Raw genomic sequence first — 24,388 nt, 5'->3', positions numbered from 1 at the left:
CTAGTCAATAAAGGTGATATTTTTATGATCAACTTCAATTAAATATTACAGTAAAAAAGATTATCGAATTGATTAAAATTTGCGCATTATATTTTGCACTAAAATTGAGAACTTATCATGAACTAAAGAACCTTTTCCTAAATTCAGAAAAGCAAATATCGAGAGATAGGTGACATAAAAAAATCCATAGCTTGAAACTCAAACTATGGATTTAGCACTCAATAAATTTGGTGGGTAATTAATTATTTACCGCCGCATTTACCTTCGCCGCATTTACCTTCGCCTTTCTTTTTCTTTTTGTCTCCGCATTTACCTTCACCACATTTTTCTTTGCCTTTCTTTTTCTTTTTGTCGCCGCCGCATTTACCTTCGCCGCACTTGCCTTCGCCTTTCTTCTTAGCTTTGTCGCCGCCGCACTTGCCTTCGCCGCACTTGCCTTCACCTTTCTTTTTCTTGTCTCCGCCGCATTTGCCTTCACCGCATTTGGCGTCTTTTCCGTCTCCGGCTACAGTTTGAACCTGATCAGCTTTTGCAAAAGGATTAGCTTCAGCTGACGCTGTGCCGAAATACATCGTCGCTAACAAAATTGAACCGACTAGTGCCGCAATTTTAGATAGTTTTTTCATGAGAGTTTTGCTCCTAATATTATTAAATAAACAAACCCGATTTCATTTGGGTATCTCAAAGAGTCGGGCTTTCTCTAAATGTTACACCTGCCGATATTGAATATATCTCCCACCGTCCAGGTAATTCATTGTTATGTAAATAATTAGACGAGAACCGCCACTACAATTATTAGAATATTATTATTAAATTATGAGTATGTCGGAAATACCCATAACTTAAGATGCATCAGACTAGGGAATTTTGCAACAGAAAAACGTGCAATTCGTCACAAATGTCACTCGTTACAACGCAGCTAGCAAAAGATTTGCTATCTAGAAGGCTAAACTCAGTAAATATACTGAAAAATCCTTGTCTTAAGCACCATCAATCAAGGTAGACACAATCACAAAAATATCAAGTTTTCACCAAAAATTCTTAATATCAAGGCTTTTATGAGCTTTTCATCGCAAAAATAGCGTACTCAAAAAAACGACCAACCAACTGATTTTTAAAGAATTTATATATTTTGGAGCGCAAAAAAGTCTTTTTACAGCTATAATTTTAATATCATCATTATGACTTCCAACCTCGGGCCTTTACATTGCAAATTTCTAGCCTTGAAAACGAAATCTCACAGCTTCGAAACTTGCCTCTGGACCCTAAAATCATCCAGCTGATCGAAAAACTAGCCAATAATCCGCTGCTAATTCAACGTCTGGCTATCAATTCAAACTCGCCTGTTAAGCTAGATTTAACGCCGTCGTCCATTTTACGTCAATTACAGCTGCCAACTAGCGCTATCAAGGATTTCGCGAATATCACCCAGAATAACGCAAGCGTCAAAATAGCAACGCAAAACAACCTGGTAATAATTGATATCTCGACTACACCAGATAATCGGGCGAAACAATCACCAATAGCTCGACTAGTCTTTCAAAATGCGAAATTAATTGACGCTCAAACCATTCAACTCACCAAACAACTAAAATTGGCGGGCAATCCGAAATTAGCAGAATCTTTAAAAACGACGCTTGCAGCAAATCCTTCATCAGAAAAGAGCTTGTCGGAAAATGCACCTTTGGTTAAATCAACCAATTCCCCCAGCGTTGACAAAGCCGCGCTCAACAAAACTTTGACAGCTAGAAGTGCCTCGCTCACTCAGTCAAAATCCGTTTCCCCGAATAGCCAAATAGACTCCAATAAAATATTAACTCAAAGCGATAATTTAACAATTAAGCAGGCGATATCATTGTTATTAAAAAGTAAACCTGTTGAATCAAACCAACTGGCTCACAACCTGTCAAAATTAACAACAGGCATCCATCAATTACTTGCGAATCAGAACGAAAACCAAGTGGCGGGCAAACCTGGTAACCCGCCAATCAATCTTGATAAAGCGGCATTAAGCGAGTTACTCACTAAAACGCTCAACTTACCTGTCCCCTCGTCTAAAAATCTAAAGACTGAAAATTCTGAGCGCCAACCAATCGTTGGCTCGGCTATTAACAAAACAACGGTTAAGCAGCTAGAAATACTATTTCGAACAGCTGAAAAAATTAGCCAGGTGATTGGTTTTAATCAAAGCAACCAGCCAACAGCAATTAGCCAACGGTTAACATCAAGTGGTAATTTTTTTGAGTCCCAACTCCATCAGTCTAATAGTCAAAATGGAACGGCAGTAAAGGTCGGGGAGGATCTAAAACTTTTAACACTCCAACTTAAGCAATCACTACAAACGCTTTTAAAGAGTTTAACGGGGACGAGTTCACAACCAATCAGAATTCAAAACCTCATCAGTCAATTGATTTCCCAGCTTAGCCCAAATTCGCAACCGCAAACATCTACCACTCAAAATGCACAAACACCTGTGAGCGCTTCTGTAGCGGAAGGCAATAGTGGCGTTTCGTCTTCCGCAAAGGCGGAACAATCAAACGTTAGTTCTCCGCTATTGCGAAAATTGATAGACTCTCAAAAATCACTATTAATCGGAAAAAACCAGCGATTAACTAAAGAGCAAGAAACAGTTCTGCTCGATATACAACGAAAACATATTAACGAATTGATAAAAGCTGCCAGCGCCGTTATTAACCGCATTGAAACCAACCAACTACTCAGCTTGAGAAGCGAATTAATGCCGCTTCAACAGTTTCTCTTTGACCTGCCAATTTTACGTGATGGTCAAATTGATTCCTTTGAATTATTGTTTGACTTGAAACAAAACGAAGCTCAATCAAAATCAAGTAAAAGCTGGGCGGTTACAATCAAGTTTGACCTAGAGCCGCTCGGCCCAATGTTTGCTCGAGTGACCCTGAAAAACCAGCGGATTACCACTCACTTTTTTGCGCAAGAAGAAACCACCGCTAAACTTTTAGAAGATAACTTACATCGACTAAAAAACACGCTATTTCTTTCTGGACTCGATATCGATGAAATTTCCGGGCAACAAGGTATAGTCCCTGATAACCTGCTTAACAATGATGAGCATTCCGTGGATATCCGAGTATGAACGCCGGCAACTCAAGCAATCAAAAGCTGGGGTCGCAAAAGGCAGCAGCGCTTAAATATGATGGTGAAAACGCCCCTAAACTGGTGGCTAAAGGAACCGGCGAACTTGCCCGGCAAATTATCGACTCAGCCAAAGAGCACGACATTCACATCCACAATGATCCGCTGCTAATTGACGTTCTCGGCCGACTCGAACTCGGTGAAGAAATTCCCAGAGAACTCTACTTAGCTGTGGCAAAAATAATTGCTTTCGCCTACTTCCTTCAAGGCAAACACCCCGAACATAAACCTGATCAATCGATAAGCATTGACAGTCGATTAACCGAAAACAAAGAGCTGGAATAATTACTTTATAGCTGCTAATACTTATTAACGATTATGGACAAATAATTAACATACACTACTACTTAAAGTGGTATTTGTATCTATACTTACCACTATGCCTACCGATTTTTTGCTGTCACAAAAAGAAAACCAGATAAAAGCACTTCGCCGATTATTTGCGCTAGCGGTATTTTGCTTTGCCATTTTATTGCTATTGCAGGCGGTATTTATTAGCCGAGTTCAGTATGATTATCAACAAGACATGATGGCCTCGGTGAGCCAATCCATACTCAAAGAACTTTCACAGAAACTCAATACTCAACGGCTCAAAATGGCACTAATTCATAGTAACAATAAAGTGAATTTTGACAATGCTTATAATGATAACAATAACATCGATGAAAAAACCTATTTAACTTTGCTAGCAGAAATAAGAAAGGACTTTCCAAGCAGTCGTCTATTCACTTTAATCTCTCCCACTGGCAAAAACTTGCTACAGCACATAACAGGAAACTTTTTAGACGACTGCCAGGAAGAAGTGATGGAAACAGTCAACTCAGGCAGACAACAAAGACTTTTTCTACACCGAAGTAAAACCTCGGTTCATTATGACCTCATTCAGCCGAGAAACGAGAAGCAGCCAAGTGACGGTTACCTGTTTGTCGCTTTCAATATCGGATTTATTACCGAGCTACTGAATAAATACCAACTACCCTACCAGCAATTATTTTTATTACGCGACGATAAACAAGGCTTCATTGAAGTCTCTACTGAGCCTGAAAGTGAACTCACTCAGTCACGCCACTTGAGTCCAAATGCATTGGCCGAGTTTGAACACGCGCAAAAAATCCCGGATACACGATGGAATATTGCAATTAGACTCGACCCGGAAACCAAGTCAGGGTTATTGAAAACGGCACTCATGCAATCATTTACCACCTGGAGTGTCGTCACTATTTTACTTTATCTTGCGTTAAACCTGATAAAACGAAACCTCGAATCAAAATACCAGGCTGAAATTCAGCTAAGTCATTCTCGGAAACAAGCAGAAACAATCATCAACTCAGTTAATGAAGCAGTTTTCTCGATTGATTGTCACGGTAAAATTACCTTTGCCAATAGTAGAGCTGCAACTCTGATTAACAAAAATAAAAGTGAAATCATCGGTTCCGTTTTCTCTGATGCCTGTCAATTATTTAATCTCTCAAACGATGAGTCACTTCAATTTCCGCAAATACTTGATGCATTTAAAAATAATAGAATAACCGAATATGCCAATTTGACACTAAGGCTTGAATCAGGAAGTGACATCCAGGTTGCTGTCAGAATATCGTCAATTTATGATCAGCAAAACCAACTCGATGGTTACACCATTACACTAGAAGATCTTTCAACTGCAATTGAGTTGTCAAAGCGTTTAGTATTTCACGAAAGTCGTGATAGTTTAACCGGTTTAATCAACCGCAGACAATTAGAAAAAATACTCAGCCAATTACTTCTCAGCACTAAATCAAATCATACTGCAGAGCAATCGGCCATCATTTTAATTGACCTGGATAAATTTCAGCTTTTAAATTCATCTCACGGATTTGAAGCAGGAGATGAGTTCTTAAAACGCATAGCTATTTTGCTACGCCAATCAGTCGATCCTCATCATAACCTTGGACGTTTAAGCGCCGACGAGTTCGCTATTATTTTACAAAAAACGAATACCGAAGAAATTAAAGCGGTCTGTGACACTATTAAAAAACTAATACGAGACTTCAAATTCATCTGGAAAAACGAAACGCTAACGGCGAGCATTTGCTTAGGAGTCGTTATCATCGATGAGAATTTTTCAGATATTAACGAGATATTATCTGCTGCCGACCATGCTTGCCGACTCGCCAAAACGAAAGGTACCAATATAACCCAGTACTATCAAACCGATGATCCTGAAGTTAAAAAGCATGCCGAAGAAATTACTCAATTCGTCGATTTAAAAAAGGCCATTAACACCGGAAGGTTCATACTTTATCGTCAAAAAATAACACCGACAAACTCTTCAAAAAACGGTCCGCAAAAATATGAGATACTCATTAGAATGGTGGATAACACAGGTAAAACTGTCGCCCCTGTTCACTTTATTCCGGCAGCAGAAAAATATGGTTCAATGGCAAAAATCGACCAATGGGTTATTCGAAATACATTTGCCCACTTAGCAGAACTTAACTCAGACGATCAAGCCCATTACAATATTAATATTTCCAGTAAAACATTAAGTGATAAAAAGATTATTTCATTTGTGAATAGACTGTTTAGTGAATATGGAATATCCCCCGATAGAATTAATTTTGAAGTGACCGAAACTTCAGCAATCTCCTATCTGGATAATGCACTTGATTTTATGCACGCAATGAAATCTAAAGGATGTTCCTTTTCCCTGGATGACTTTGGAACAGGTCTCGCCTCGTTTGATTATTTGAAAAAACTACCGATCGATTATCTAAAAATCGACGGAATTTTTGTTAAAGACATTGAATCGAACCCAAATGACTACGCATTTATCGAGGCCATTCATAAAATATCGAACCAGATGGGCATTAAAACCGTCGCCGAGTTCGTAGAAAACGAGACGATTCTTAACCAATTGACAAACATCGGAATAGACTACGCTCAAGGGTACCATATTCACAAACCAGAGCTTTGGTTACCGTTAAAAAGTGAAACAATGGACAATGTCTCACAAACCAGCTAGCAAATGTCCGCTAGTCAACAACGTTTAGTCTCGGTACAATTCTATCATTGGACCAGATGTATAATGGACTAAAAGATAAAGGATCAGAAAGATGGCTACATTAAAACAAGACCCTCCAAAGAGTGATCGTATTTTTCATAAATCCAGTGGCTGGTACTTTGCTACAAGAGAAGGGCTGGATATGGGCCCGTTTCCAAGCAGGCGCTCCGCCGAACATGAAATTTCGTTTTACTTACGCAGTATGAATAAGTTAAAACGTGTTAGTTGATATCATTTAAGAGACGTCATTAACACAAAGCCAAATAACGAATAACCCGCTACTGAGCAAAACACGCAAGTAGCAAGTTATCACTCGCAAAATAAAAAAACAGTGGAATAAAAACCACAACTACCGCTCAAAAATAACTTACTCGATAACTGATTCACCAATACAAATAACAAAACCACCGGCTTATTTGACAGGTTTACTTAAGTTAATTAATCTCGAATATTCTCGACTAGTTAGTTACAGCAATACATTTAGTCGGCACTTTGACAACCACAACTATTATTTAGTAACAAGACGCCGGCTAACGTTGCGTTAACCGGGGAGCCTTAATCAAAGCTTTTCAAGTGCCTGTCGAATATCTTCAATCAGATCTTCAACATCTTCAATTCCTACCGATAAACGAACAAGATTGTCCTCGATACCAAGCTTTTTACGAACATCTTTGGGCACGGACGCATGAGTCATTATTGCTGGGTGATTAACCAGGCTCTCAACCCCGCCCAAACTTTCAGCTAACGCAAAAATTTTAAGGTTTTGCATAAACTGACTGGCCGCTTTTGGCCCGCCTTTCACCAGGATAGAAATCATTCCCCCGTAGCCCTTCATTTGTCGATTAGCAAGATCAAATTGAGGATGCTCAGGTAAGCCTGGAAAATAAACCGCGTCAACCTTTGGATGTGCCGTCAACCATTGAGCAATTCGAATACCGCTGTCATTATGTCGACTCATCCGAATTGCGAGCGTTTTTAATCCTCGAAGCGCCAGATAACTATCGAATGGTCCAGCAATCGCGCCACAAGAGTTTTGTAAAAATGCCAGCTGTTCAGCCAAATCAGCGTTATCTCCCACCACTGCCACACCACCGACCATATCGGAGTGTCCATTAATATACTTGGTCGCAGAATGCATAACTATATCGATACCAAAATCGAGTGGCTTTTGATTGTAAGGCGTTGCGAAAGTATTGTCTGCAACGGTAATAATCCCTTTCGACTTCGCTATTTCTGCAATCGCCTGCAAATCAACTAATTTCAACATTGGGTTTGTCGGCGTTTCCACCCAAATCATCTTGGTTTCCGGTTTAATCGCTGCTTCCAACTTTTCAATATCAGTTAAGTCAACAAAGTCGAAGTGTACTCCGGCGGACCGTTTACGGACTTTATCGAACAGTCGAAAAGTGCCGCCGTATAAATCATCCATAGCAATAACATGATCGCCAGTATTAACTAATTCGAGAATAGTCGAAGTCGCCGCCATCCCAGAAGCAAAAGCATATCCGCGAGTGCCGCCTTCTAAACTTGCGACACACCTTTCGTAGGCAAAGCGAGTGGGGTTTTGTGAACGAGAATATTCAAACCCCTGATGTTCACCCGGCGCGGACTGAACATAGGTAGAAGTCTGGTATATTGGCGGCATGACTGCACCCGTTGTCGGATCAGGACTCTGCCCACCATGGATCACCAAACTATCAAATTTTAACTTCATTTCATCATTCATAATGTTTTCTCAAAACTGATTCTTTATTAAAAACTCAACACAGATTCTTTATTCAAAACTCATCAATAACCTGAAAGTTACAATTTCATAAAGCAATTCTGCCTAACAAACCATACAAATTCATTGAGTGACTGGCTAGAGAAACCCTTTTTCTTTCATCCAGTTGTCATTATACAACTTGGATAAATATCGATTGCCCGTATCACATACCAAGGATACGACGTTTTTTGGTTCGGTTTGTTGCAAACAATAATTCAGCGCTGCTTTCAACAAGGTTCCGGTGGACGATCCTGCCATAATACCTTCTTTAAGCAACAATTCTCGCGCAGTTAGCATGGCATCTTTATCTGATATGGGGTAAGCCACATCAATCAAGTCCATATCACAAATACTAGGAATAAAATCTTCACCTATTCCTTCCACTAACCAACGACCGGGCTCAGGCGCATGCCCGGTGTTATGCAATGGGGCAAGAATAGAGCCTTCTGGATCTGCCAGAACCATCTGGACGTCCGGCTTTTTCGATTTAAGATAGCTGCCCACGCCTGACAAAGTTCCACTTGAACCGACGCCACACACAAAGGCATCAACCGTGCCTTCTGTTTGCTCCCATATTTCAGGGCCTGTGGTTTCAAAATGGGCTTGTACATTGGCAGGATTAGCAAATTGATTAACAAAAAATGCACCTTTTTCTTTGGCTAACCTTGCCGCCAAATCTTGATAATGCTCAGGATGACCCTTGTTAACATCTGAACGGGTGCGTATAACTTCCGCCCCCATCGCGCGCAAATTATATTCTTTTTCCATACTCATTTTATCGGGCAGTACGATAATAAGTGGATAACCTTTTTGACCGGCAACCAATGCCAGGCCAAGCCCCGTATTACCGGCAGTTGCCTCAATTATGGTGTCACCCGGTTTTAATTCGCCATTGGCTTCCGCCACCTCAATCATTTTGAGTGCGATACGATCTTTAATTGAGCCTGTTGGGTTATTAAGCTCCAACTTCACAAATAAACGACAACAACCCGTGTCGAGATGAGTAAGCTCGACCATCGGCGTATTGCCAATCATTTTCAGAATATTACTGTGTATTTGGTTCGTTTCGAACGGTTTCATTGATACTCCATACAACGGCTAAAGCCACGCTATTTTTCGACCGGGGTACTTTATCACATTTGGTTATATACCCCTAGTCCAGATTAGCTGTTGATATCAATCCTTTTCGGGTTTGTCTCTCAGAGTAAATTGATTCCAAAAACACTATTGGTTTCAGATCGCACTCAATACTAATTTAAGCCAATTAATCAATGCCTTAAAATCACCACAAGATGCAGATTTTGTTGGCAAAACTCGAATAATCTGTTGTCAGATAAGTAAAATCAGCTATTCTTAAATCTATAATCGGTATATCTGACCGGCACAAATTTGCGGTGTTGTCAGTAATAGTTAACAAACGAAGCACTATGGCTAATTATTACCCCAAAATACCGACCGCTGGCCTTGGCATATGACGTTAGGCATATGATATTGGATAGTGTTAGACACCCAGGGTGCGAAATAACAAATCAGGACATAAAATAAGAAACAATAGTGAAACGAAAGCGACCACCTTTATCATTTCGAGCTCAACTGACGTTAATGATGACAATCATTGTTATTGTCATGACTATTGCGTTTGTCTTATTTTTGTATCTGACAGTCAATAAAACACTTGAACAAAACACCATCGATAAAGCAGTTCAACACGCACATATCACTGGTGAAAAAGCTAAAGCAGCGGTCAAATCAATAGACGATGCAGCTGCTAATCAAGTCGTCAAACAATTGGGTAGTTCACAGTCGGTTCATGTGGCAGCTTTGCTGCTCGCCAATGGTAGTTTGCTCGGTTATTACACCGACCAACAAGGTATGCCGTTGCCTGAAATGGATATTAGTCAACGCCTGGAGAGAACAGAAACCGAGCTTTTTATCGCCGAGCCTATTTTTGATGACGAACAGTTAGTTGGCTACGTTTATGTTAACCACAACCTGCAGCAACTCCTGTCACAGGAAAACCTCTTTATTTTCTTTATTGCCGGGTTATTTGTTGCTTCAATAATCGTTTCAATTATCCTCGCAGGGTATTTTCAGAATCTACTGACACTCCCCATAAGGCGGATGGTTCGTCACGTTAACAATGTCTATAAATCCAAAAATTTCGAAAAGCGACTAAATCCGCGAAGCGACGATGAAATAGGTCGGCTGATAAAGGGATTTAACAAGATGTTAGATGCCGTTCAGGAAAGAGAAAACGAACTCACCATGCATGGAAAGCAACTACAAAGACTGGTTGAAGTGCGTACCGAACAACTTTACCAAAAAGCTCACTTTGACTCGTTAACCGGACTACCGAATCGATATTTATTGGTCGACAGATTACATCAAGCAATCTCAAAATCCTCTCGTACCCAATCTATTCTCGCCCTGCTCTTTCTGGATCTGGATCGATTTAAAGTCATTAACGATAACCTAGGTCATCAAAACGGTGATCAGCTTCTTAAAGAAGTGGCAAAGCGACTATCAAAAATGGCCCGCGAAGGCGATACCGTGGCCAGATTAGGTGGAGATGAATTCGTATTTTTACTCGAAAACCTCAATTCTCCGCGAGACGCAGCCATTACAGCAAGAAGAATTATCGATAGTTTTAAAACGCCGTTTCGACTGCAGGAACACATTTTACATGTCTCTACCAGTATCGGAATTAGCATTTACCCTAACGATGGTTCTGATGACAAAATACTGCTAAAAAATGCTGATATCAGCATGTACCATGCAAAAGAGAAAGGCCCCGGTAACTATAGTTTCTATTCCGACGACATGAATCAGACCTCACTCGAAAGATTAGCGATTGAGAGTAACCTGAGAAACGCTATCGAGAACAACGAGTTTCACCTGGTATACCAACCCCAAATGCGCTTAAAGGACAATCAATATAAAAATGTTGAAGCGCTAATCCGCTGGAACAATAGCGATGTTGGCGAAATATCTCCCGCGGTTTTCATCCCTATCGCTGAAGAAACCGGTATTATCAATCAAATCGATCTCTGGGTAATCTCGCAAGTGTGTAAACAACTCAGGCTCTGGCGAGAACAGGGAATGAACGATATTACCGTCGCCATCAATGTATCCGCCGGTCATTTAATCAGCGATACATTACTTGAGCATTTGAAAAAAGAAATATTACTGAATCAGATTGTCGCCCGACAACTTGAAATAGAAATTACCGAAGCGGTTTTCGTCGAGCATACTCAAAGAACCATTGAAAATCTTACAGCCATTAAGAAAATTGGCGCTCGCATTGCAATTGACGATTTTGGTACCGGGTATTCTTCCTTACAGTATATTCAAAATTTCCCTGCCGATACGCTAAAACTTGACGGCATGTTTATTAAAAATCTGAAAGAAAGCAAAGCTAGTCAGGGGATCGTCCGTTCGACCATCATTCTTGCTCACAGTTTAGGGTTGGAACTGGTGACAGAATGTGTTGAGGATCAATACCAGTTAGATTTTTTAACTAAACATCAATGTGATCTGGTACAAGGATTTCTGCTTTCGAAACCGGTTTCGCCAGAGGAAATATTGGTAATCTGCAAATAACGTTCTTACATCTGATTTCTGAATAGATAAAACGAAGAGTAATCGTTCAGTTTCGAAACCTTCCCTGGTCAAAAAACTCAGTGTTTTTTAATCGCTACCTATTTCCTTTTTACCAGGGCAACACTTCTCCATTGGAGTGCCAGAAAGAGCCAGTATTTTCCAGGTTTAAATCATCGATCCTCTGCGCCAATCGCTCCGCTGCTAAGTCAGGTTCGATCTGGCCGCTATAATTAACCATCTCAGTATTCACATAGCCTGGATGCAAAAGTGCCACCGATACGCCTTTCGATTTAAAGTCAACCGCCAGAGATTTTCCCGCTGCATTCAGAGCAGCCTTTGACATTCTATAGCCATAAGAGCCGCCAGAAGTATTATCGTCAATTGAGCCCATTCTACTGGTGATCATTGCGACTTTACTGCCATTCTTTAAATTATCAGCGAGAGTTTGAACAACTCGTAGCGGTGCTACCGCATTAACCTGAAACTGCTCATCAATTTGATCAAAATCGAGACGATCAAATGTCATGCTTCTTAAAATACCAGCGTTGTTGATCAGTATATCAATTTCAGCTGATGCGATACCTTGCTTAAGCTTCTCCATATCAGAAGCAGAAGCCACATCAACACCTGAAATGATAGTTACTGGCAGGGCTTTAATTTCATCTGAAACGTGACGACATACCGCAAAAACATTATCGCCTCTCGAAAGATATTCCTGGCAAAGTGCTAAACCAACCCCGCGATTTGCACCGGTGATTAAGACATTGTTAGACATAGTAACTCCTATTCTAATATTTTTGCTTCAAGTTATAGCTGACTCAATATAACCTTGAGCAGGATTGCTCAGCTAATGATGATGTCCACCGACGCCATGGGCATGGCCGTGAGCGATCTCTTCATTAGTCGCGTCTCTGACGTCAACAATTTCAACATCAAACTTTAGCGTTTTACCGGCAAATGGATGGTTAAAATCTACGGTTACCATAAATTTCCCAACTTTAACTACAGTCACCTGGCGTCTGCCCTTTTCAGTCTGTACGACACCAACCATTCCTTTTTTCCACTTTTTGGCGCCTTGTAAGTGCTTAACTGGGATGCGCTGTTCCTGATCGGGTCGAATTTCACCATAAGCCTCACTGGGCTCTAGTATCGCGCTAAATTGGTCACCAGCTTGTTTACCTTCCATTTCTCGCTCTAGCGCCGGTAATAGATTCTTATGGCCATGCAAATAAGCCATTGGTACTTTTTCTCCAGACTCTTCAAGTACCTTATCGTTAGCGTCCGATAGCTTATAGTTAAACTGAACAACCTTATCATTTTCTATTTTCATAAACTGCCATTTCTAGGATTGAATTGATATTGGGCACATTATAGCTAGCCTGAGAGATTATCGATATTAAAAATTGGGTTAAAACTGCCTGATACCTTTAGTCTTAACATATTAGACACTGACTAACGACAGATACTTCAATCCGGTAAATTCATATAATTCTTCTAAATTAATAAGCCAGAGAAAAATCATGCGTAACTTCTTCATAACCCTTGGAAGTGTGATTTTAGGATTTGTGTTAGGTACCCTGTCAGCATACGTGTGTATTTATGTCATCTTTATATTGGTAAGCCTATTGGTCGATTCGAGTGTTATATTTGTGGCCGTTTTTTGGATTTTTGTACCAGGTGTGATAGCAGTCGGTATTGGTGGCGTTGTTGGCTCAATTGTCTTAACGAAATATGCCAACAAGCGACTGCACCGGGCTAAAAATTGCAAAGGTTAAAAACAGGGTTGTTCTCGCGGCTTAATCGTCGGAAAAATTACGATTCAAATAAGTTAAATTTTACTTACTTTGTTTTTTATTTTTTTGAATATAAATGAATATTAACAAAGCCATAAATAGAACTATTCCGATCCAGGTGTAAATCAGGTTTTGTGATTTCGATATCAGGTTGTCCTGGTATTTTCTGAGAATCTCTGTGTCAGCATCCGATGGATTTGTTCCGTCAATTTCATTTAAATAAAAGTCTTCAAATTTTGAATTAAGCAAATCAATTTCATCCCTCAATTGATTAAAAGAAATAAAGAGCATCACGTACTTCCAATCATTAAATCGCTTACCTGTAATTTCAGCATTTTTAAAACCACTTCCTTTGGTTTTGGTTGTGTACGAGATAACGCTACCGGTCGCTTCTATTACAACTGTCGGGTAAGTAAATCCGGCATAAAAAAGAGCAATTAGTATTGCTGCGAGAAGTCCGATTGCAGAATCTGGAATTTTCATAACTACCTCACTAGCTTGTCTAAACGACAATTATTTAGATAATTCATTTTAAAAAAAGTTTAAATTAAATTATCTCCTCGAGAAATAGTCTTTAGTTTATAATTAGTTAGCAGAGAACTTTAACCAGCTCTATTTTAAAAAAACTACTGAAATTCTGTTTCTATAAATTCTAATTCGTGCAAAAAACTAAATCATTATCGATATTGGAATTTATGTTCGGACAATTTTCCAAGCCAAAAAACACACCGACAACTGCGAACATATTGCGCTACGTTAATAGTTTTAATGTGGAGTTACTTAAAAGTTTTCAGGCATAAAAAAAGCGCCTAATTGACGCTTAATAAGATGAAGTATTTTAGTTTTATTTTCATTGTTTCGAGTTCAACACGGCTTTTCTTTGCGCTTCTTTATATCGACGTATATTTTCGTTAACATCATCAGTTTTTTCAATATTGACTTTTGTGGGCGGTTCGACCCAAAGCTCATCAACATCATCACACTTGATATATTTGAATTTAGATGTGCCTGGCAAAACCCCGAAGTAGAATAAAATAAAACTTAACAGTACATTTCCTCCCCAAATTATATAGCCGTAGGAATCCTTAAACTGGTTAATTGCCATTCCAGCCGCCAAGGAGGCTTTTTGGTCATGTGTTAACTCGAAATGCTCATCTAAAGCATCTACACTTTTCTGAATATGTGGTTCCTGTGCAGTTTCTAATACAACGACAAAGTTAGTTGCAGTAGAAATCACATATCCAAGGAAAAAAAACCACAATACACAACATATTAATCGTGTGATGAGGTTTCTTTTTGCTTTAACTAATAACTCTTGATGGGTATCTGGTGCTTTATAAGGATCGCGACTCAAGTCCTTTTCCTGTACAGGTCTAATTTTCATACTATAGCTAACTATTTTCCATAATAAAACCGCATCCAGTTAGAACGCCGATTTCAGCCTAGCTATTTCAGACAGCTCTTATTATCAGAAACAACACTAATGGTTTCGCATTAGTTATAAAGGGGAAATTTTGTGACAGAAACAAAAAGGCTCAATGTAAGAGTTCTGTTTAATTCATTTTTCTCACTATAGTTAGCTGCATATTATCGTTCGAATTATTTCGCTAACTTAATGGGTAGGAGCAACCTTAGAAACAGGACTATCTTTGGGAAACCCAAATCGCCGATAATTCCAATTTGATTGGCTCTGGAAGTCTAGTGTTAGTTTAACCCACACTATATTACTGTCCCATATCCGTATATCTCAAGTTTTAAGACATTCTACTTCTATTTCAAAGAGTTAAGTGTAAAACCCAACCTTACAAAAACAGTAAAAATACCCTTACCCACTCTAACAAAATCAATAGGTTACAAACCCCTTTTGGGGAAGATTTTAATCGTATTTTTTAATTGGGAGGCTTGGTCAAGCAAATGAATGCACTCATAAAACCGATTTCAATTTCCGCAGATTTAAATAATAAATTACTGGCTTACTTCAAACGAAATATTCATTCCACGCGGATATTAGAAAAGCCATCCGGTACAAATTTTAAACTGCTCGAATTAAAACCTGATACTGATTCTGTTGTTTTGAAAATGCTCAACGCTGAGCTTCCAGGTTATCAACTCAATGTCGTTCGCATTCACGAGTTTAATCAAGAGCAACACGCAGTCGAGCACGTTGATAACGCATTCCCAGGTAACGACACAATTATCATCAGAATGGATTGTGGAGAGAGCCGGTTAAAAATTAACAATCGTGAAATGTCTGAATCCCCTACTCTCGGCTATCACCTGCCCGAAGGTACACCGCACGAAATTACACCAGGTAACAGCACCCGATATTCTCTTGTGATTTGGGGGAATGAAAAGAATCAATTTAAAACTGAAGAGGCTTAACCAATGACTATCAATCTCAAATACTTCGATTGGATTGTAATCAACAGCTCAGCAGGGAAAGATAGCCAAACCATTTTAGATGTAGTTGGAAAGCAAGCCATCGAACTTGGCATTCAAGATAGAGTTGTCGTGTTTCACGCAGACTTAGGCCGCGTGGAATGGCCTGGAACCGCAGAACTAGCAGAAGAACAAGCCAATCGCTACGGTTTCAGATTCGAGAAAATAGCGCGCCCTCAAGGAGATTTATTGACACATATTGAACAGCGCGGAAAGTTCCCAGATTCAGCTCGTCGATACTGCACCAGTGATCATAAAAGAGGCCAAGGGCGTAAATTACTAACGCAAATAACCTCTGAAACATTCACTGGAGAACGTCCATTAAGAATATTGAATTGCATGGGATTCCGCCGTCAGGAATCACCAGCAAGAGCGAAGAAGCTATTTTTCAAAAAAGATGAATCGGCCAGCAATAAAACGAAGCGTCATGTTTATGAGTATTGCCCAATTCTAGACTGGAGTGAAGACGAAGTCTGGGAAAATATTCATAAATCAGGGGTTCGATACCACTGGGCTTATGATGAAGGTATGCCACGTCTTTCTTGTTGCTTTTGTGTTCTTGCCAGTGAATCAGCATTAATTCGCGCCAGTCAATTGCGGCCAAATTTAGCCCTTGAATATAAATCTGTTGAATCAAGAATTGGGCATAAATTCAAACAGGGGTTGTCGATGGCTGAAATCATAGAGAAAGGCAAATTAATCAAAACTACTCAAATTGACAACTGGGCGGCTTAAGGAGATTAACCAATGCCAATATTGAATTACACAACATCAATTAGCACTGAAAAAACCGCGGCTGAAATTCAAAAGAAGTTAGCTCAGGCAAAAGCTCAAGCGGTTCTCTGCGAATATGACGATGACGCAGTTATGAGCGCTATGTCATTTCGAATCGCAACGCCTCATGGGCAAGTATTTTTTAGACTGCCAGCAAATATCCAAGGTGTTCTCAAAGCGTTAAAACGCGACGCTAAAGTGCCTTGGAAAAAGAAAACAAGAGAGCAAGCTGCGCGCGTCGCCTGGCGAATAATTAAGGACTGGGTCGAAGCTCAATTGGCAATAGTTGATGCGGAAATGGCAGACCTGACAGAAGTATTTCTACCTTACGCCCAAGGAGCTGACGGAAAGACCTTGTATCAATCAATTGAACAATCAGGTTTCGCTGCACTTACACACGACAAAGAGGCTTAACCAATGTCATACAAACCTAAATGGCAAATGAAGCCACTTGATGAGTGGTCCATCTGTGGCATGAACCATTATCACATTGACGGAGAAAAGCGCCTTTTTGTATCAATGGTAAAGGATGGTCGTTGCATCACAGAGGAAGGGAAAGACGATAAATATCTGTGGAATCGACTATGGAATAAGGCAGTTGAAATTAGTAACGAGGAATAAATTATGTCGTGCGTCGGACTTAAAGAACACCAGGTAAACCCGCGAAAACCTCACAATTGCGAATGGTGTGCAGAAAAAATACCTGCCGGTGAAAAATGTATGTATAGAGCTTACGTGTGGGAAGGTGTTTTTCACAGTGCTTATCAGCATCTTGAATGTTACGAAGCAATGCAAAAATCGGCTATCGACGACAATAACCTTGAGTTTGATGAAGGTATGTTTAATCGAGGTCAAACCTACGCTGAATGGGAGGGTTAGTAATGTCATACACACAAGAACAGTTAGAGGCGATGAGTGATTATGAAATTAATCGACTAGTCGCTGACAATGAAAATGTTGATTATGACATTTTTCACCATATAGATGCTGAATGCACTATTCATGATGTCAATGACCAGTCAGAGATTAACTACTGCAATAACCCTGCTCAAATAATGCCAATAGCGCTTGGAAGTAGAATAGGCTCCGCATGGTCCTATTTCGAAGGTATCAGCGATTATTGGAAAGCGAAAGGAAGCACACAAAGGAAGCCAGGACCATTTGTCCGGTTTGAATCTATAAGCAAAGATGATCCTTACCGCGCTATTTGTATTGTTTATCTGTTAATGCAGGGGGATGAGTGAATGGTCTCGGCAGAAGAATGGCAATCAAAACTAAACACTGTTTATCAGCAAACAAAGGACATTAAGCGCAACCCTAACAAAAATACTCGCTGCAGTTGTGGGCATTACATAACACCTCTTAATTCTTATCGGTGCCTCTACTGTTCGGAGATTTATTGCAAAGAATGCGCTGAGATTCATTTTGGCAAAAGCGTTGATGAATGGCGAAGAGATAACCCAGTACAGGGGGATGAGTGATAATGGATTGTTGCCCTCATTGTGGTAGCCAAGAATCTTTTGAGCGCCATATAACGGAAAAATATCACCAGATCTATATTTTTGGGAAGAGCATAACCGAAGGAGACAGGACGTCCCCTCACAAAGTAATAGCGGGCCATTATAAATGCAGTTCGTGCGGGAAAACAATTTCAAAGTCGTTGGTAGAGAGCGAGTTTCCCCGAACCACCGGCATCAATATATAAAAGGATAAATAACAATGCTATCCCCAAAGATGATGAAAAAGAATCAGGAACTATTGGTTGAGGCTAATGAGCGGATTGAGGAACTTGAAAATTGCATGGCCATGACAGAGGTTAACTTTGAAAACTATGTTGAAATGAAACAGGAAGAAGTTAAACAAAAAGACAAACAAATAGAAGAACTTAAACACCTGGTTGAGCGTTTAAAACAAGAAGCCCAAACACACGCAATGGAAGCCAGAACGCAGCGATCGACGGTGTTAGAAATCTATCAGGCTCTGGGTATTCAGAAAGGCACGTGGAATGGTGCAAGGCCAATAATTGAGAAATTTGGCAGCTAGACTATATTTGCAATCCTGCTGTAGAATTCCTATGAATATTAATGAGGTTTAACGTTTATAATAATCACACCGACTTTAAAGGGAGTTAAGATTTTGGAAAACTTTTTGTTTAGTAGTATCGCAGCATTAATTATCGGCATTGCAACTGGAATAATTGGATTCATTTCGCGGTATTGGGTAGAAGCGCTAATTCGAGGAAAACACCACGATTACGTGTCAGTACTACCTGGGACTTGGGCTGGTAAAGTAAGTCAACAAAAAGGTGTAAAAGGAAATAATGAGATAGTCTTTGAATTAAAAACTTTTCTCAAAGTTGTTTACGGGACAATAATGTACAAAGGCGAAGAATACACTCTTAAAGTTGTTGGTGGGTTTGTTCAAGATAGATATTTGAGTTTGCACTATGAAAATATTGACAAGGCTACACTTCAACACGGATCTTTAGTTCTTCAATTAAGCGGTACAAAAAACGATCTATCAGGATACTTTCTAGGAGTGGGCCCTTTGTCTGAGAATATCGTACATGGGTCAGTACAAGTGCAGAGGCAAGAAACTTAACAAGAAAGTTTTGAGGTGCTTATTTTTGACGCACAGTTCCTCACGACGAAAATCCGAACGAAATTTGCGCGTAAGTCTATATTTATAACTCTCCTGGCTGGAGTTTAACGACGTTATTGAAGCCCTGCTTAGTGCGGGGCTTCAGTTCTCATTTAAAAGGAACATTATTCAACTGTGATAGCTCTCACAAAACAGTACTGACCATCAATATTTATATTATCAAAAACAAAAAAACGCACGGCTTTTTTTGCCATCTTTGCAGCTAAGATCATTGACAATATTTGAGAATCGTCCTTTTTTACTAGCACGATACTAGTCGAACAATTTGTCTCAGCACTCCATACAATATAACTACTTGGGTAAACTCCGGTAACACCTTCCCAATCAGTGCCGATTGCATTTGAATTACTGTGAACGGTTATTTTAGATATTTGCAAACCAGTTCCAGAATCAACACTTTTTGCAAAAGATTTTAATGAAATAATCATAAAAAATACGAGCCAACAATATTTCATAGTTTTTCCTATATTTGTAGCCAATTAACTCAAAACGAGATTATAAACCAAAAAGGACAGTATTACCCGCCCCATATCCCTGATTAGTTCCCTTTAATAGAGACAAGCCTGACTACAGAGCATTTACTAGTATTTGCTGCGTCTGACAACTAGCCGGTGAGAGAATAATACGATTTATTGTTGCATTTGTGGATAGTAAACCTCTGAGATACACCTAGGTAATAGCCGATTGTGACTATTATTTACATCACCCCATCACTTGAATCTGGATAAGTTACAGTCACAGTCCAAGTTCCATTTACTTGTAGTCGAGCAGTGACTTGAGCGCCTTCTTGTAAGTAAGAATTTTTAACTTCGGAAAGTTGTTCATTCGGTACATTTGTCATAGTGGATTGTCGGCCTTCTAAATTTAGCTCAGTTACTGCACGAACTCGCGCATCTTCAAAAGATTCTGCATGGAGGAGCATAGTTATTGAGCCTGGGCCAGAGATTTCGGAATTTTCTAACCATGCTTTTAGTTTTTCTTCATTCTTCTTTTCGACATTAATACCATCGGGCTTCCAGAAACGTCGCAACAAATCACCACTCTTAGCTTTTTTAACTCTAACCAGCAGAGTTACACCAATTTCCTTAGGAAAAGCAACTGAAATGACATGACGCATTATCTGTCTCTGTCTATCGTCTTCACTAAATATCGTCTCTCGGTGTTGACCTATAAATTTTGCAGCTTCGATTTTCCAAAGCCTTTCGCTTTCAAGTCGTTTTACATCTAATTCCTTAGATTTATTGACTTTAGCAACTTCAATTTGTACATAAGAAACTATAACAGCAGCAATCGACACTACAGCAGTGATGATTGCGCCGAAATGCCGATTTACCAGACTCTCTTCCCGTGCTACTCTTTGCTTTTTATTTAGTTCATGCAGTAGCTCAAGTACAAGTTTTGATTCCGCTTCGTCCATTTTAATCATCCCAATCTTTTTGCTTATACCATGCGTAATCGCTGTTCAGACTTTTTCATCGCTATCTTCACTCCGTGTACGCAAAGTATAGCTTACTCTGATCACCACTCCACCAAAATTTTGGGTAAAAACATACTCATGTTTTCAAAATCTCCTACTTAAGTGAAAGGGACGGTTTCACCCGCCCCGGCATCAGCTGTACACTCACTAGCACCTGCAAAATTGATAATACTGCAAACGCATAATATTGTAGATAGCCGATTTCTGAGTTATTTGTGAGAGTATGGCTATTCTGCTATTTTTAATCATTAATTTAACCAATTTATATAGACCAAGATTTTCATAACTCAGCCTTACCGCTCTTTCCTAATAAAAATAAATATGAAATGGAGTACATTTATGAGTAAAAAACCAGAATATAAAACTTTTTTAGGCGCTGTGACAAACATACGCAACTCACGTAATTCAATTGACAATCTACTAGAAAATTCCACCATGGGGAATGAACGTAATAAGAGCTCGCGTTTATTTGTTGGTTTTTTTGGCCATGCAGAAAATAATAATCAACAAATGTCGAATGAGTTATACCAGTTAATGTCTTCTGTTGACAACTACTTAGAAATTACAGAGCGCTACTTCGAAAACGAATTAGAACAACAGAAGATAGAATTTCAAAAAAAAAGGGCAGCGACTATAAAAGAAGCAATTTATGCGTGGATTCCTTGGTTTTCAAAAATAGTGAGATGGTCGCTAGGGGTTGTCGCCACCGTTTTGTTGTATTCCTACCTGATTTATTGGTCAGCGAAATCACAAGCGCCCAACTGTGACCCGGTCATAGAAAAGACGTGTAAGGTAGTTGAGTGGAAATTCGTCATACCGGTCAAGGATTCAATTAACCAAATAGTTAATAGGAAATAAAGCAATGTGCGGAAGATACACCCTTACTCAACGATACCCTGATTTGAAGCTGTCAGAAATCGATGATTTGATTATCGAGAATGACTATAGCCTTTATAATATCGCGCCCTCTGATTCCGGGCTTGTGATTATCGAACAAGATGGGGAAATAGTAACCACTCAAATGCGCTGGGGTTTCCGGCCTTACTGGGCTAAACCATCTTTCGCGAAAATCAACGCGAAGTCTGAAACCATGTTTGAAGGGAAGATGTTCAAGCACTCCGCATTTAATCGCCGGTGCTTAGTGGTTGCTGATGGATTCTTTGAGCCTAAAGGTCCCTCAGGTGGGTATAGGCCGTGGTATTACTTTAGTTATGAAGATAAGCGCCCTTTCGTATTTGCAGGAATCTGGACGGCATTTGAGACGCCAGAGGAAAGTTATAACAACTTTGCCATTCTCACCACTTCACCGAATTCTCAAATGGAAGCATTCCACCATCGAGCACCGGTGATATTAAATGACCATCATGCCGCGTGGCTCGATACATCGAATAAGAATGTCGACGATTTAAAGGCTATTGTTGCACCCACTGAATACCCCGGATTAGTTGCCTACCGCGTTCCAGAATACGCAAAGAAACCAGGTGATAAAGATGAGCATTGCATCGAATACGTTGAGGATGAGTTCAACACAATTGATTCATTTCATTAATTTTATTTACCTGGCTTAAGCCATCGCTGATTCGTAATAGCATTATTCATGTCGACCTGTAACACCGGGTATTTGACCGGATCGAGGTCGGGTAATTCATTACAGTAACGAATACCAATCTCTTTCCCTGACCAAGTTGTCACTATTAAGCTTACTGTTTCACCATAAAAATTGGGTGCATATTCGTTAAGCTCGTTTTTGACTGGCGGTATTACAGCTTCTTTAACCCGAACATAATGTAAACGACCTGACTTATAGTGTGGGATGACAATCCACCCTGAAGCATTATAAAAGTCTCTCCATTGACTCGGTGTTACCGGGTAATTTTCCGCAATTGGTTTCTGTGTAAAGTGCATAAAACAATAACTACTTATTTGAGTAGTATTATTTTAGACCTAAGTATCGATAAAAATCAAAGAATATCTCAAATTATAAATTGCACTCGTGCTTAGAATTAGGTCAGAATTTCTGTATAAAAAACCATCAAAAGAGCCGACCAAAAAATGATTACTAATATATTAAACAATCTCGAAAAGCGTGTGGGTAAAATTGGCGACCGAACCTATAAACACCGAACCGCGATTTTATACCTGTCAATTATTATGTTGCTCATAGACTTTAATGTAAAACTAACAATTGGCAAAGCATCTTTGGCCGGAATCGGAATCACAGTTGCACCCGCACAATCATTCTCGATAGCATCCATTCTATTCGTATTGCTACTATATCGTTTGTGCGCTTTTTTAGCTTTAGCTCTAATTGAGAATGGGACTAACTCATTAAAAGCCAGGGAAAACGCTAGGATAAAAATTGAGCCTGCCCTGCGCGCAAGCAGAGTCGATACGGAATCCCTAATACGCGAACAAGCTGAAAGCTCTATTCATGCTTGGGGGTTGAGAAGATTAACATGGGATTTTATCTTTCCAGTTCTAGTCGCGTTACTAAGCATGGGAAGGTATATACTCTACTCATATTTTCAGTGATTCAAAAATCAATTCAATGTATCTTCAATCCGTGCAGCCAACCGCACAGCTGCCTGCTTAAGCCGAACTGATAATATAGGCCAATTATTTTCAAAGTAATCATCAGGCAAAGCCCGCGAAGGCCTACCAGGATCATTCGGGATTTTTTCACATTTTCCGGAGCTGCTCAATTTACAATACTCAGTATTCTCCTTTATTGCGATTTGAAGTGACTCATTTGCCATATCCTTAACTGATGACGATTTCCATTCATCTAATGTTGATTTTAAGTCAGCATTATCTTTCATGTTAGCAATCGATTTAAGTAGCGACTTTGCTAACTTTGACTCGGATAGGTTCGTTTCTTTAATTATACAACCATCCCATACACTATGAAGATTTGAGCATCCACTGAAATTTCGAATCTTAGTGTCACCCCCACCTATATCATCCGCGAATGAAACGTGAAGTGGTTGATGAATATCGCCATACCAATGACCAAGAAAATATAGAGCGTATGCTTTTGAGAGCTTGTCACTTTCACTCTTAATTACTTTAGAGTGCAAGTTAATACCTGTAATTAAACACCCAACCAAGCAATCATCAAGTTGAACTTCAGATTCATCCCTTTGAACATTAATATAATGCCAAATCTTTACCTTGTTCCATGGATTGTTATTTTTGATTGAATCGGGCCAAACGCAAGCGTTAGAGAACTTAACTTTAGAGGAAGCACCTACCTTCTGATAGTCGTTCAATTTCTCTCGATCCCATTTTGGCATCAAGTCCACCAGTTCTTTAACTTTTTTCTGTGTATTCTTGCTCAAAAGTTGAAAAGCCATATCACAAACAATGCGATGACCGTTTTGACTCAGTGCGTGGGTACCATTCGAAAAAAGCAGGAGTAATGAAATTAAAGTTACTTTAGCGAATATGAGCTGCATGATGACATCCATTTCCAGTTTGAAGTGTACTTATTATAGTCAGGTTCGCCGACTCTGCCAAATTTTCGCCACCGACTAAAAAATAGGTAATTCAAATATAATTACTACTTGAATTTGTTCGGTACTTAATCGATTATTGTGTTCATGGAACATGACGATAAGACACTTCAAGATTACGTCGATAAATATTATCCCAAAAAGAAAGAGACCTTT

Annotated in this window: 27 protein-coding genes; 16 read left to right on the top strand and 11 right to left on the bottom strand. The window is 39.6% G+C overall.

What is annotated here, in order from left to right:
* Positions 1-242 precede the first annotated feature (242 nt).
* Positions 243-626: an HvfA family oxazolone/thioamide-modified RiPP metallophore gene (locus tag FLL46_RS24305; RefSeq protein ID WP_142934613.1), complete on the bottom strand. Its 384-nt coding sequence runs from the start codon at positions 624-626 to the stop codon at positions 243-245.
* 581 nt (positions 627-1,207) lie between these two features.
* Between FLL46_RS24305 and fliK the strand changes: the two genes are divergently transcribed.
* The 4 genes from fliK (at position 1,208) to FLL46_RS27750 (ending at position 6,440) form a co-directional block, all read left to right on the top strand.
* Entirely contained in the window at positions 1,208-3,112 is a 1,905-nt protein-coding gene (fliK, locus tag FLL46_RS24300; RefSeq protein WP_142934611.1) for a flagellar hook-length control protein FliK, read from the top strand.
* Positions 3,109-3,456 (top strand): EscU/YscU/HrcU family type III secretion system export apparatus switch protein, encoded by a 348-nt coding sequence (locus tag FLL46_RS24295; RefSeq protein ID WP_142934609.1) that lies wholly within the window; start codon positions 3,109-3,111, stop codon positions 3,454-3,456. Before fliK ends, FLL46_RS24295 begins: the two co-directional genes overlap by 4 nt.
* Before the next feature lie 94 nt (positions 3,457-3,550).
* Complete coding sequence (locus FLL46_RS24290) at positions 3,551-6,172, top strand: putative bifunctional diguanylate cyclase/phosphodiesterase (protein ID WP_142934607.1); 2,622 nt, start codon at positions 3,551-3,553, stop codon at positions 6,170-6,172.
* Between the two features lie 91 nt (positions 6,173-6,263).
* Positions 6,264-6,440 (top strand): DUF6316 family protein, encoded by a 177-nt coding sequence (locus tag FLL46_RS27750; protein WP_246119396.1) that lies wholly within the window; start codon positions 6,264-6,266, stop codon positions 6,438-6,440.
* 330 nt (positions 6,441-6,770) lie between these two features.
* Here the strand turns inward: FLL46_RS27750 and FLL46_RS24285 are convergent, their stop codons facing one another.
* Together FLL46_RS24285 and FLL46_RS24280 are read right to left on the bottom strand one after the other, a co-directional pair.
* A complete protein-coding gene (locus FLL46_RS24285) occupies positions 6,771-7,925 on the bottom strand; it encodes a cystathionine gamma-synthase (RefSeq protein WP_246119395.1) in 1,155 nt (384 codons plus the stop codon).
* 147 nt (positions 7,926-8,072) lie between these two features.
* Positions 8,073-9,056 carry a PLP-dependent cysteine synthase family protein gene (locus FLL46_RS24280; RefSeq protein ID WP_142934603.1) on the bottom strand — a complete coding sequence of 328 codons (984 nt, stop codon included), beginning with the start codon at positions 9,054-9,056 and terminating at the stop codon, positions 8,073-8,075.
* 474 nt (positions 9,057-9,530) lie between these two features.
* Between FLL46_RS24280 and FLL46_RS24275 the strand changes: the two genes are divergently transcribed.
* Positions 9,531-11,576: a putative bifunctional diguanylate cyclase/phosphodiesterase gene (locus tag FLL46_RS24275; RefSeq protein ID WP_142934601.1), complete on the top strand. Its 2,046-nt coding sequence runs from the start codon at positions 9,531-9,533 to the stop codon at positions 11,574-11,576.
* A gap of 109 nt (positions 11,577-11,685) precedes the next feature.
* Here the strand turns inward: FLL46_RS24275 and FLL46_RS24270 are convergent, their stop codons facing one another.
* Together FLL46_RS24270 and FLL46_RS24265 are read right to left on the bottom strand one after the other, a co-directional pair.
* Complete coding sequence (locus FLL46_RS24270) at positions 11,686-12,351, bottom strand: SDR family oxidoreductase (protein ID WP_142934599.1); 666 nt, start codon at positions 12,349-12,351, stop codon at positions 11,686-11,688.
* 72 nt (positions 12,352-12,423) lie between these two features.
* A complete protein-coding gene (locus FLL46_RS24265) occupies positions 12,424-12,906 on the bottom strand; it encodes an FKBP-type peptidyl-prolyl cis-trans isomerase (protein ID WP_142934598.1) in 483 nt (160 codons plus the stop codon).
* A 190-nt stretch (positions 12,907-13,096) separates the two neighbouring features.
* On the opposite strand from FLL46_RS24265, the gene FLL46_RS24260 reads away from it, so the two are divergent.
* On the top strand, positions 13,097-13,351 hold the full coding sequence (locus FLL46_RS24260; protein ID WP_142934596.1) for a hypothetical protein: 255 nt from the start codon (positions 13,097-13,099) through the stop codon (positions 13,349-13,351).
* 60 nt (positions 13,352-13,411) lie between these two features.
* Here FLL46_RS24260 and FLL46_RS24255 read toward each other — a convergent pair whose 3' ends face one another.
* Both FLL46_RS24255 and FLL46_RS24250 read right to left on the bottom strand, forming a co-directional pair.
* Positions 13,412-13,852 (bottom strand): hypothetical protein, encoded by a 441-nt coding sequence (locus tag FLL46_RS24255; protein ID WP_142934594.1) that lies wholly within the window; start codon positions 13,850-13,852, stop codon positions 13,412-13,414.
* Positions 13,853-14,219: 367 nt separating this feature from the next.
* Positions 14,220-14,753: a hypothetical protein gene (locus FLL46_RS24250; protein ID WP_142934593.1), complete on the bottom strand. Its 534-nt coding sequence runs from the start codon at positions 14,751-14,753 to the stop codon at positions 14,220-14,222.
* Between the two features lie 530 nt (positions 14,754-15,283).
* Here FLL46_RS24250 and FLL46_RS24245 point away from each other — a divergent pair.
* The 8 genes from FLL46_RS24245 to FLL46_RS24210 all read left to right on the top strand — a co-directional run bounded on the left by FLL46_RS24245 (position 15,284) and on the right by FLL46_RS24210 (position 19,183).
* Entirely contained in the window at positions 15,284-15,751 is a 468-nt protein-coding gene (locus FLL46_RS24245) for a hypothetical protein (protein WP_142934591.1), read from the top strand.
* 3 nt (positions 15,752-15,754) lie between these two features.
* The gene (locus tag FLL46_RS24240) at positions 15,755-16,543 is read left to right on the top strand and encodes a phosphoadenosine phosphosulfate reductase family protein (protein ID WP_142934589.1); all 789 of its coding nucleotides are present in this window, start codon (positions 15,755-15,757) and stop codon (positions 16,541-16,543) included.
* Between the two features lie 12 nt (positions 16,544-16,555).
* Entirely contained in the window at positions 16,556-16,996 is a 441-nt protein-coding gene (locus FLL46_RS24235; protein ID WP_142934587.1) for a hypothetical protein, read from the top strand.
* Positions 16,997-16,999: 3 nt separating this feature from the next.
* Positions 17,000-17,203 carry a hypothetical protein gene (locus FLL46_RS24230; RefSeq protein ID WP_142934585.1) on the top strand — a complete coding sequence of 68 codons (204 nt, stop codon included), beginning with the start codon at positions 17,000-17,002 and terminating at the stop codon, positions 17,201-17,203.
* A gap of 3 nt (positions 17,204-17,206) precedes the next feature.
* Positions 17,207-17,461: a hypothetical protein gene (locus FLL46_RS24225; RefSeq protein ID WP_142934583.1), complete on the top strand. Its 255-nt coding sequence runs from the start codon at positions 17,207-17,209 to the stop codon at positions 17,459-17,461.
* A 2-nt stretch (positions 17,462-17,463) separates the two neighbouring features.
* On the top strand, positions 17,464-17,826 hold the full coding sequence (locus FLL46_RS24220) for a DUF2591 family protein (protein ID WP_168204308.1): 363 nt from the start codon (positions 17,464-17,466) through the stop codon (positions 17,824-17,826).
* A gap of 475 nt (positions 17,827-18,301) precedes the next feature.
* Positions 18,302-18,625 (top strand): hypothetical protein, encoded by a 324-nt coding sequence (locus tag FLL46_RS24215; protein WP_142934579.1) that lies wholly within the window; start codon positions 18,302-18,304, stop codon positions 18,623-18,625.
* Positions 18,626-18,718: 93 nt separating this feature from the next.
* Positions 18,719-19,183, top strand: coding sequence for a hypothetical protein (locus FLL46_RS24210; protein ID WP_142934577.1), 465 nt, complete (start codon positions 18,719-18,721; stop codon positions 19,181-19,183).
* A gap of 164 nt (positions 19,184-19,347) precedes the next feature.
* Here the strand turns inward: FLL46_RS24210 and FLL46_RS24205 are convergent, their stop codons facing one another.
* Both FLL46_RS24205 and FLL46_RS24200 read right to left on the bottom strand, forming a co-directional pair.
* The gene (locus FLL46_RS24205) at positions 19,348-19,671 is read right to left on the bottom strand and encodes a hypothetical protein (protein WP_142934575.1); all 324 of its coding nucleotides are present in this window, start codon (positions 19,669-19,671) and stop codon (positions 19,348-19,350) included.
* 269 nt (positions 19,672-19,940) lie between these two features.
* Positions 19,941-20,660, bottom strand: a complete 720-nt coding sequence (locus FLL46_RS24200; protein WP_142934573.1) for a hypothetical protein — start codon at positions 20,658-20,660, stop codon at positions 19,941-19,943.
* A 399-nt stretch (positions 20,661-21,059) separates the two neighbouring features.
* Between FLL46_RS24200 and FLL46_RS24195 the strand changes: the two genes are divergently transcribed.
* Both FLL46_RS24195 and FLL46_RS24190 read left to right on the top strand, forming a co-directional pair.
* Positions 21,060-21,578, top strand: a complete 519-nt coding sequence (locus FLL46_RS24195) for a hypothetical protein (protein ID WP_142934571.1) — start codon at positions 21,060-21,062, stop codon at positions 21,576-21,578.
* 4 nt (positions 21,579-21,582) lie between these two features.
* Entirely contained in the window at positions 21,583-22,269 is a 687-nt protein-coding gene (locus FLL46_RS24190) for an SOS response-associated peptidase (RefSeq protein WP_142934569.1), read from the top strand.
* A gap of 2 nt (positions 22,270-22,271) precedes the next feature.
* Here the strand turns inward: FLL46_RS24190 and FLL46_RS24185 are convergent, their stop codons facing one another.
* Both FLL46_RS24185 and FLL46_RS24180 read right to left on the bottom strand, forming a co-directional pair.
* On the bottom strand, positions 22,272-22,625 hold the full coding sequence (locus FLL46_RS24185; protein ID WP_142934567.1) for a hypothetical protein: 354 nt from the start codon (positions 22,623-22,625) through the stop codon (positions 22,272-22,274).
* Positions 22,626-23,260: 635 nt separating this feature from the next.
* Complete coding sequence (locus FLL46_RS24180) at positions 23,261-24,175, bottom strand: S1/P1 nuclease (protein WP_168204307.1); 915 nt, start codon at positions 24,173-24,175, stop codon at positions 23,261-23,263.
* Positions 24,176-24,388 lie beyond the last annotated feature (213 nt).

The sequence above is a fragment of the Aliikangiella coralliicola genome, from assembly GCF_007004725.1.
Classification (GTDB): Bacteria; Pseudomonadota; Gammaproteobacteria; order Enterobacterales; family Kangiellaceae; genus Aliikangiella; species Aliikangiella coralliicola.
This window is presented reverse-complemented; position numbering and strand designations above follow the sequence as displayed.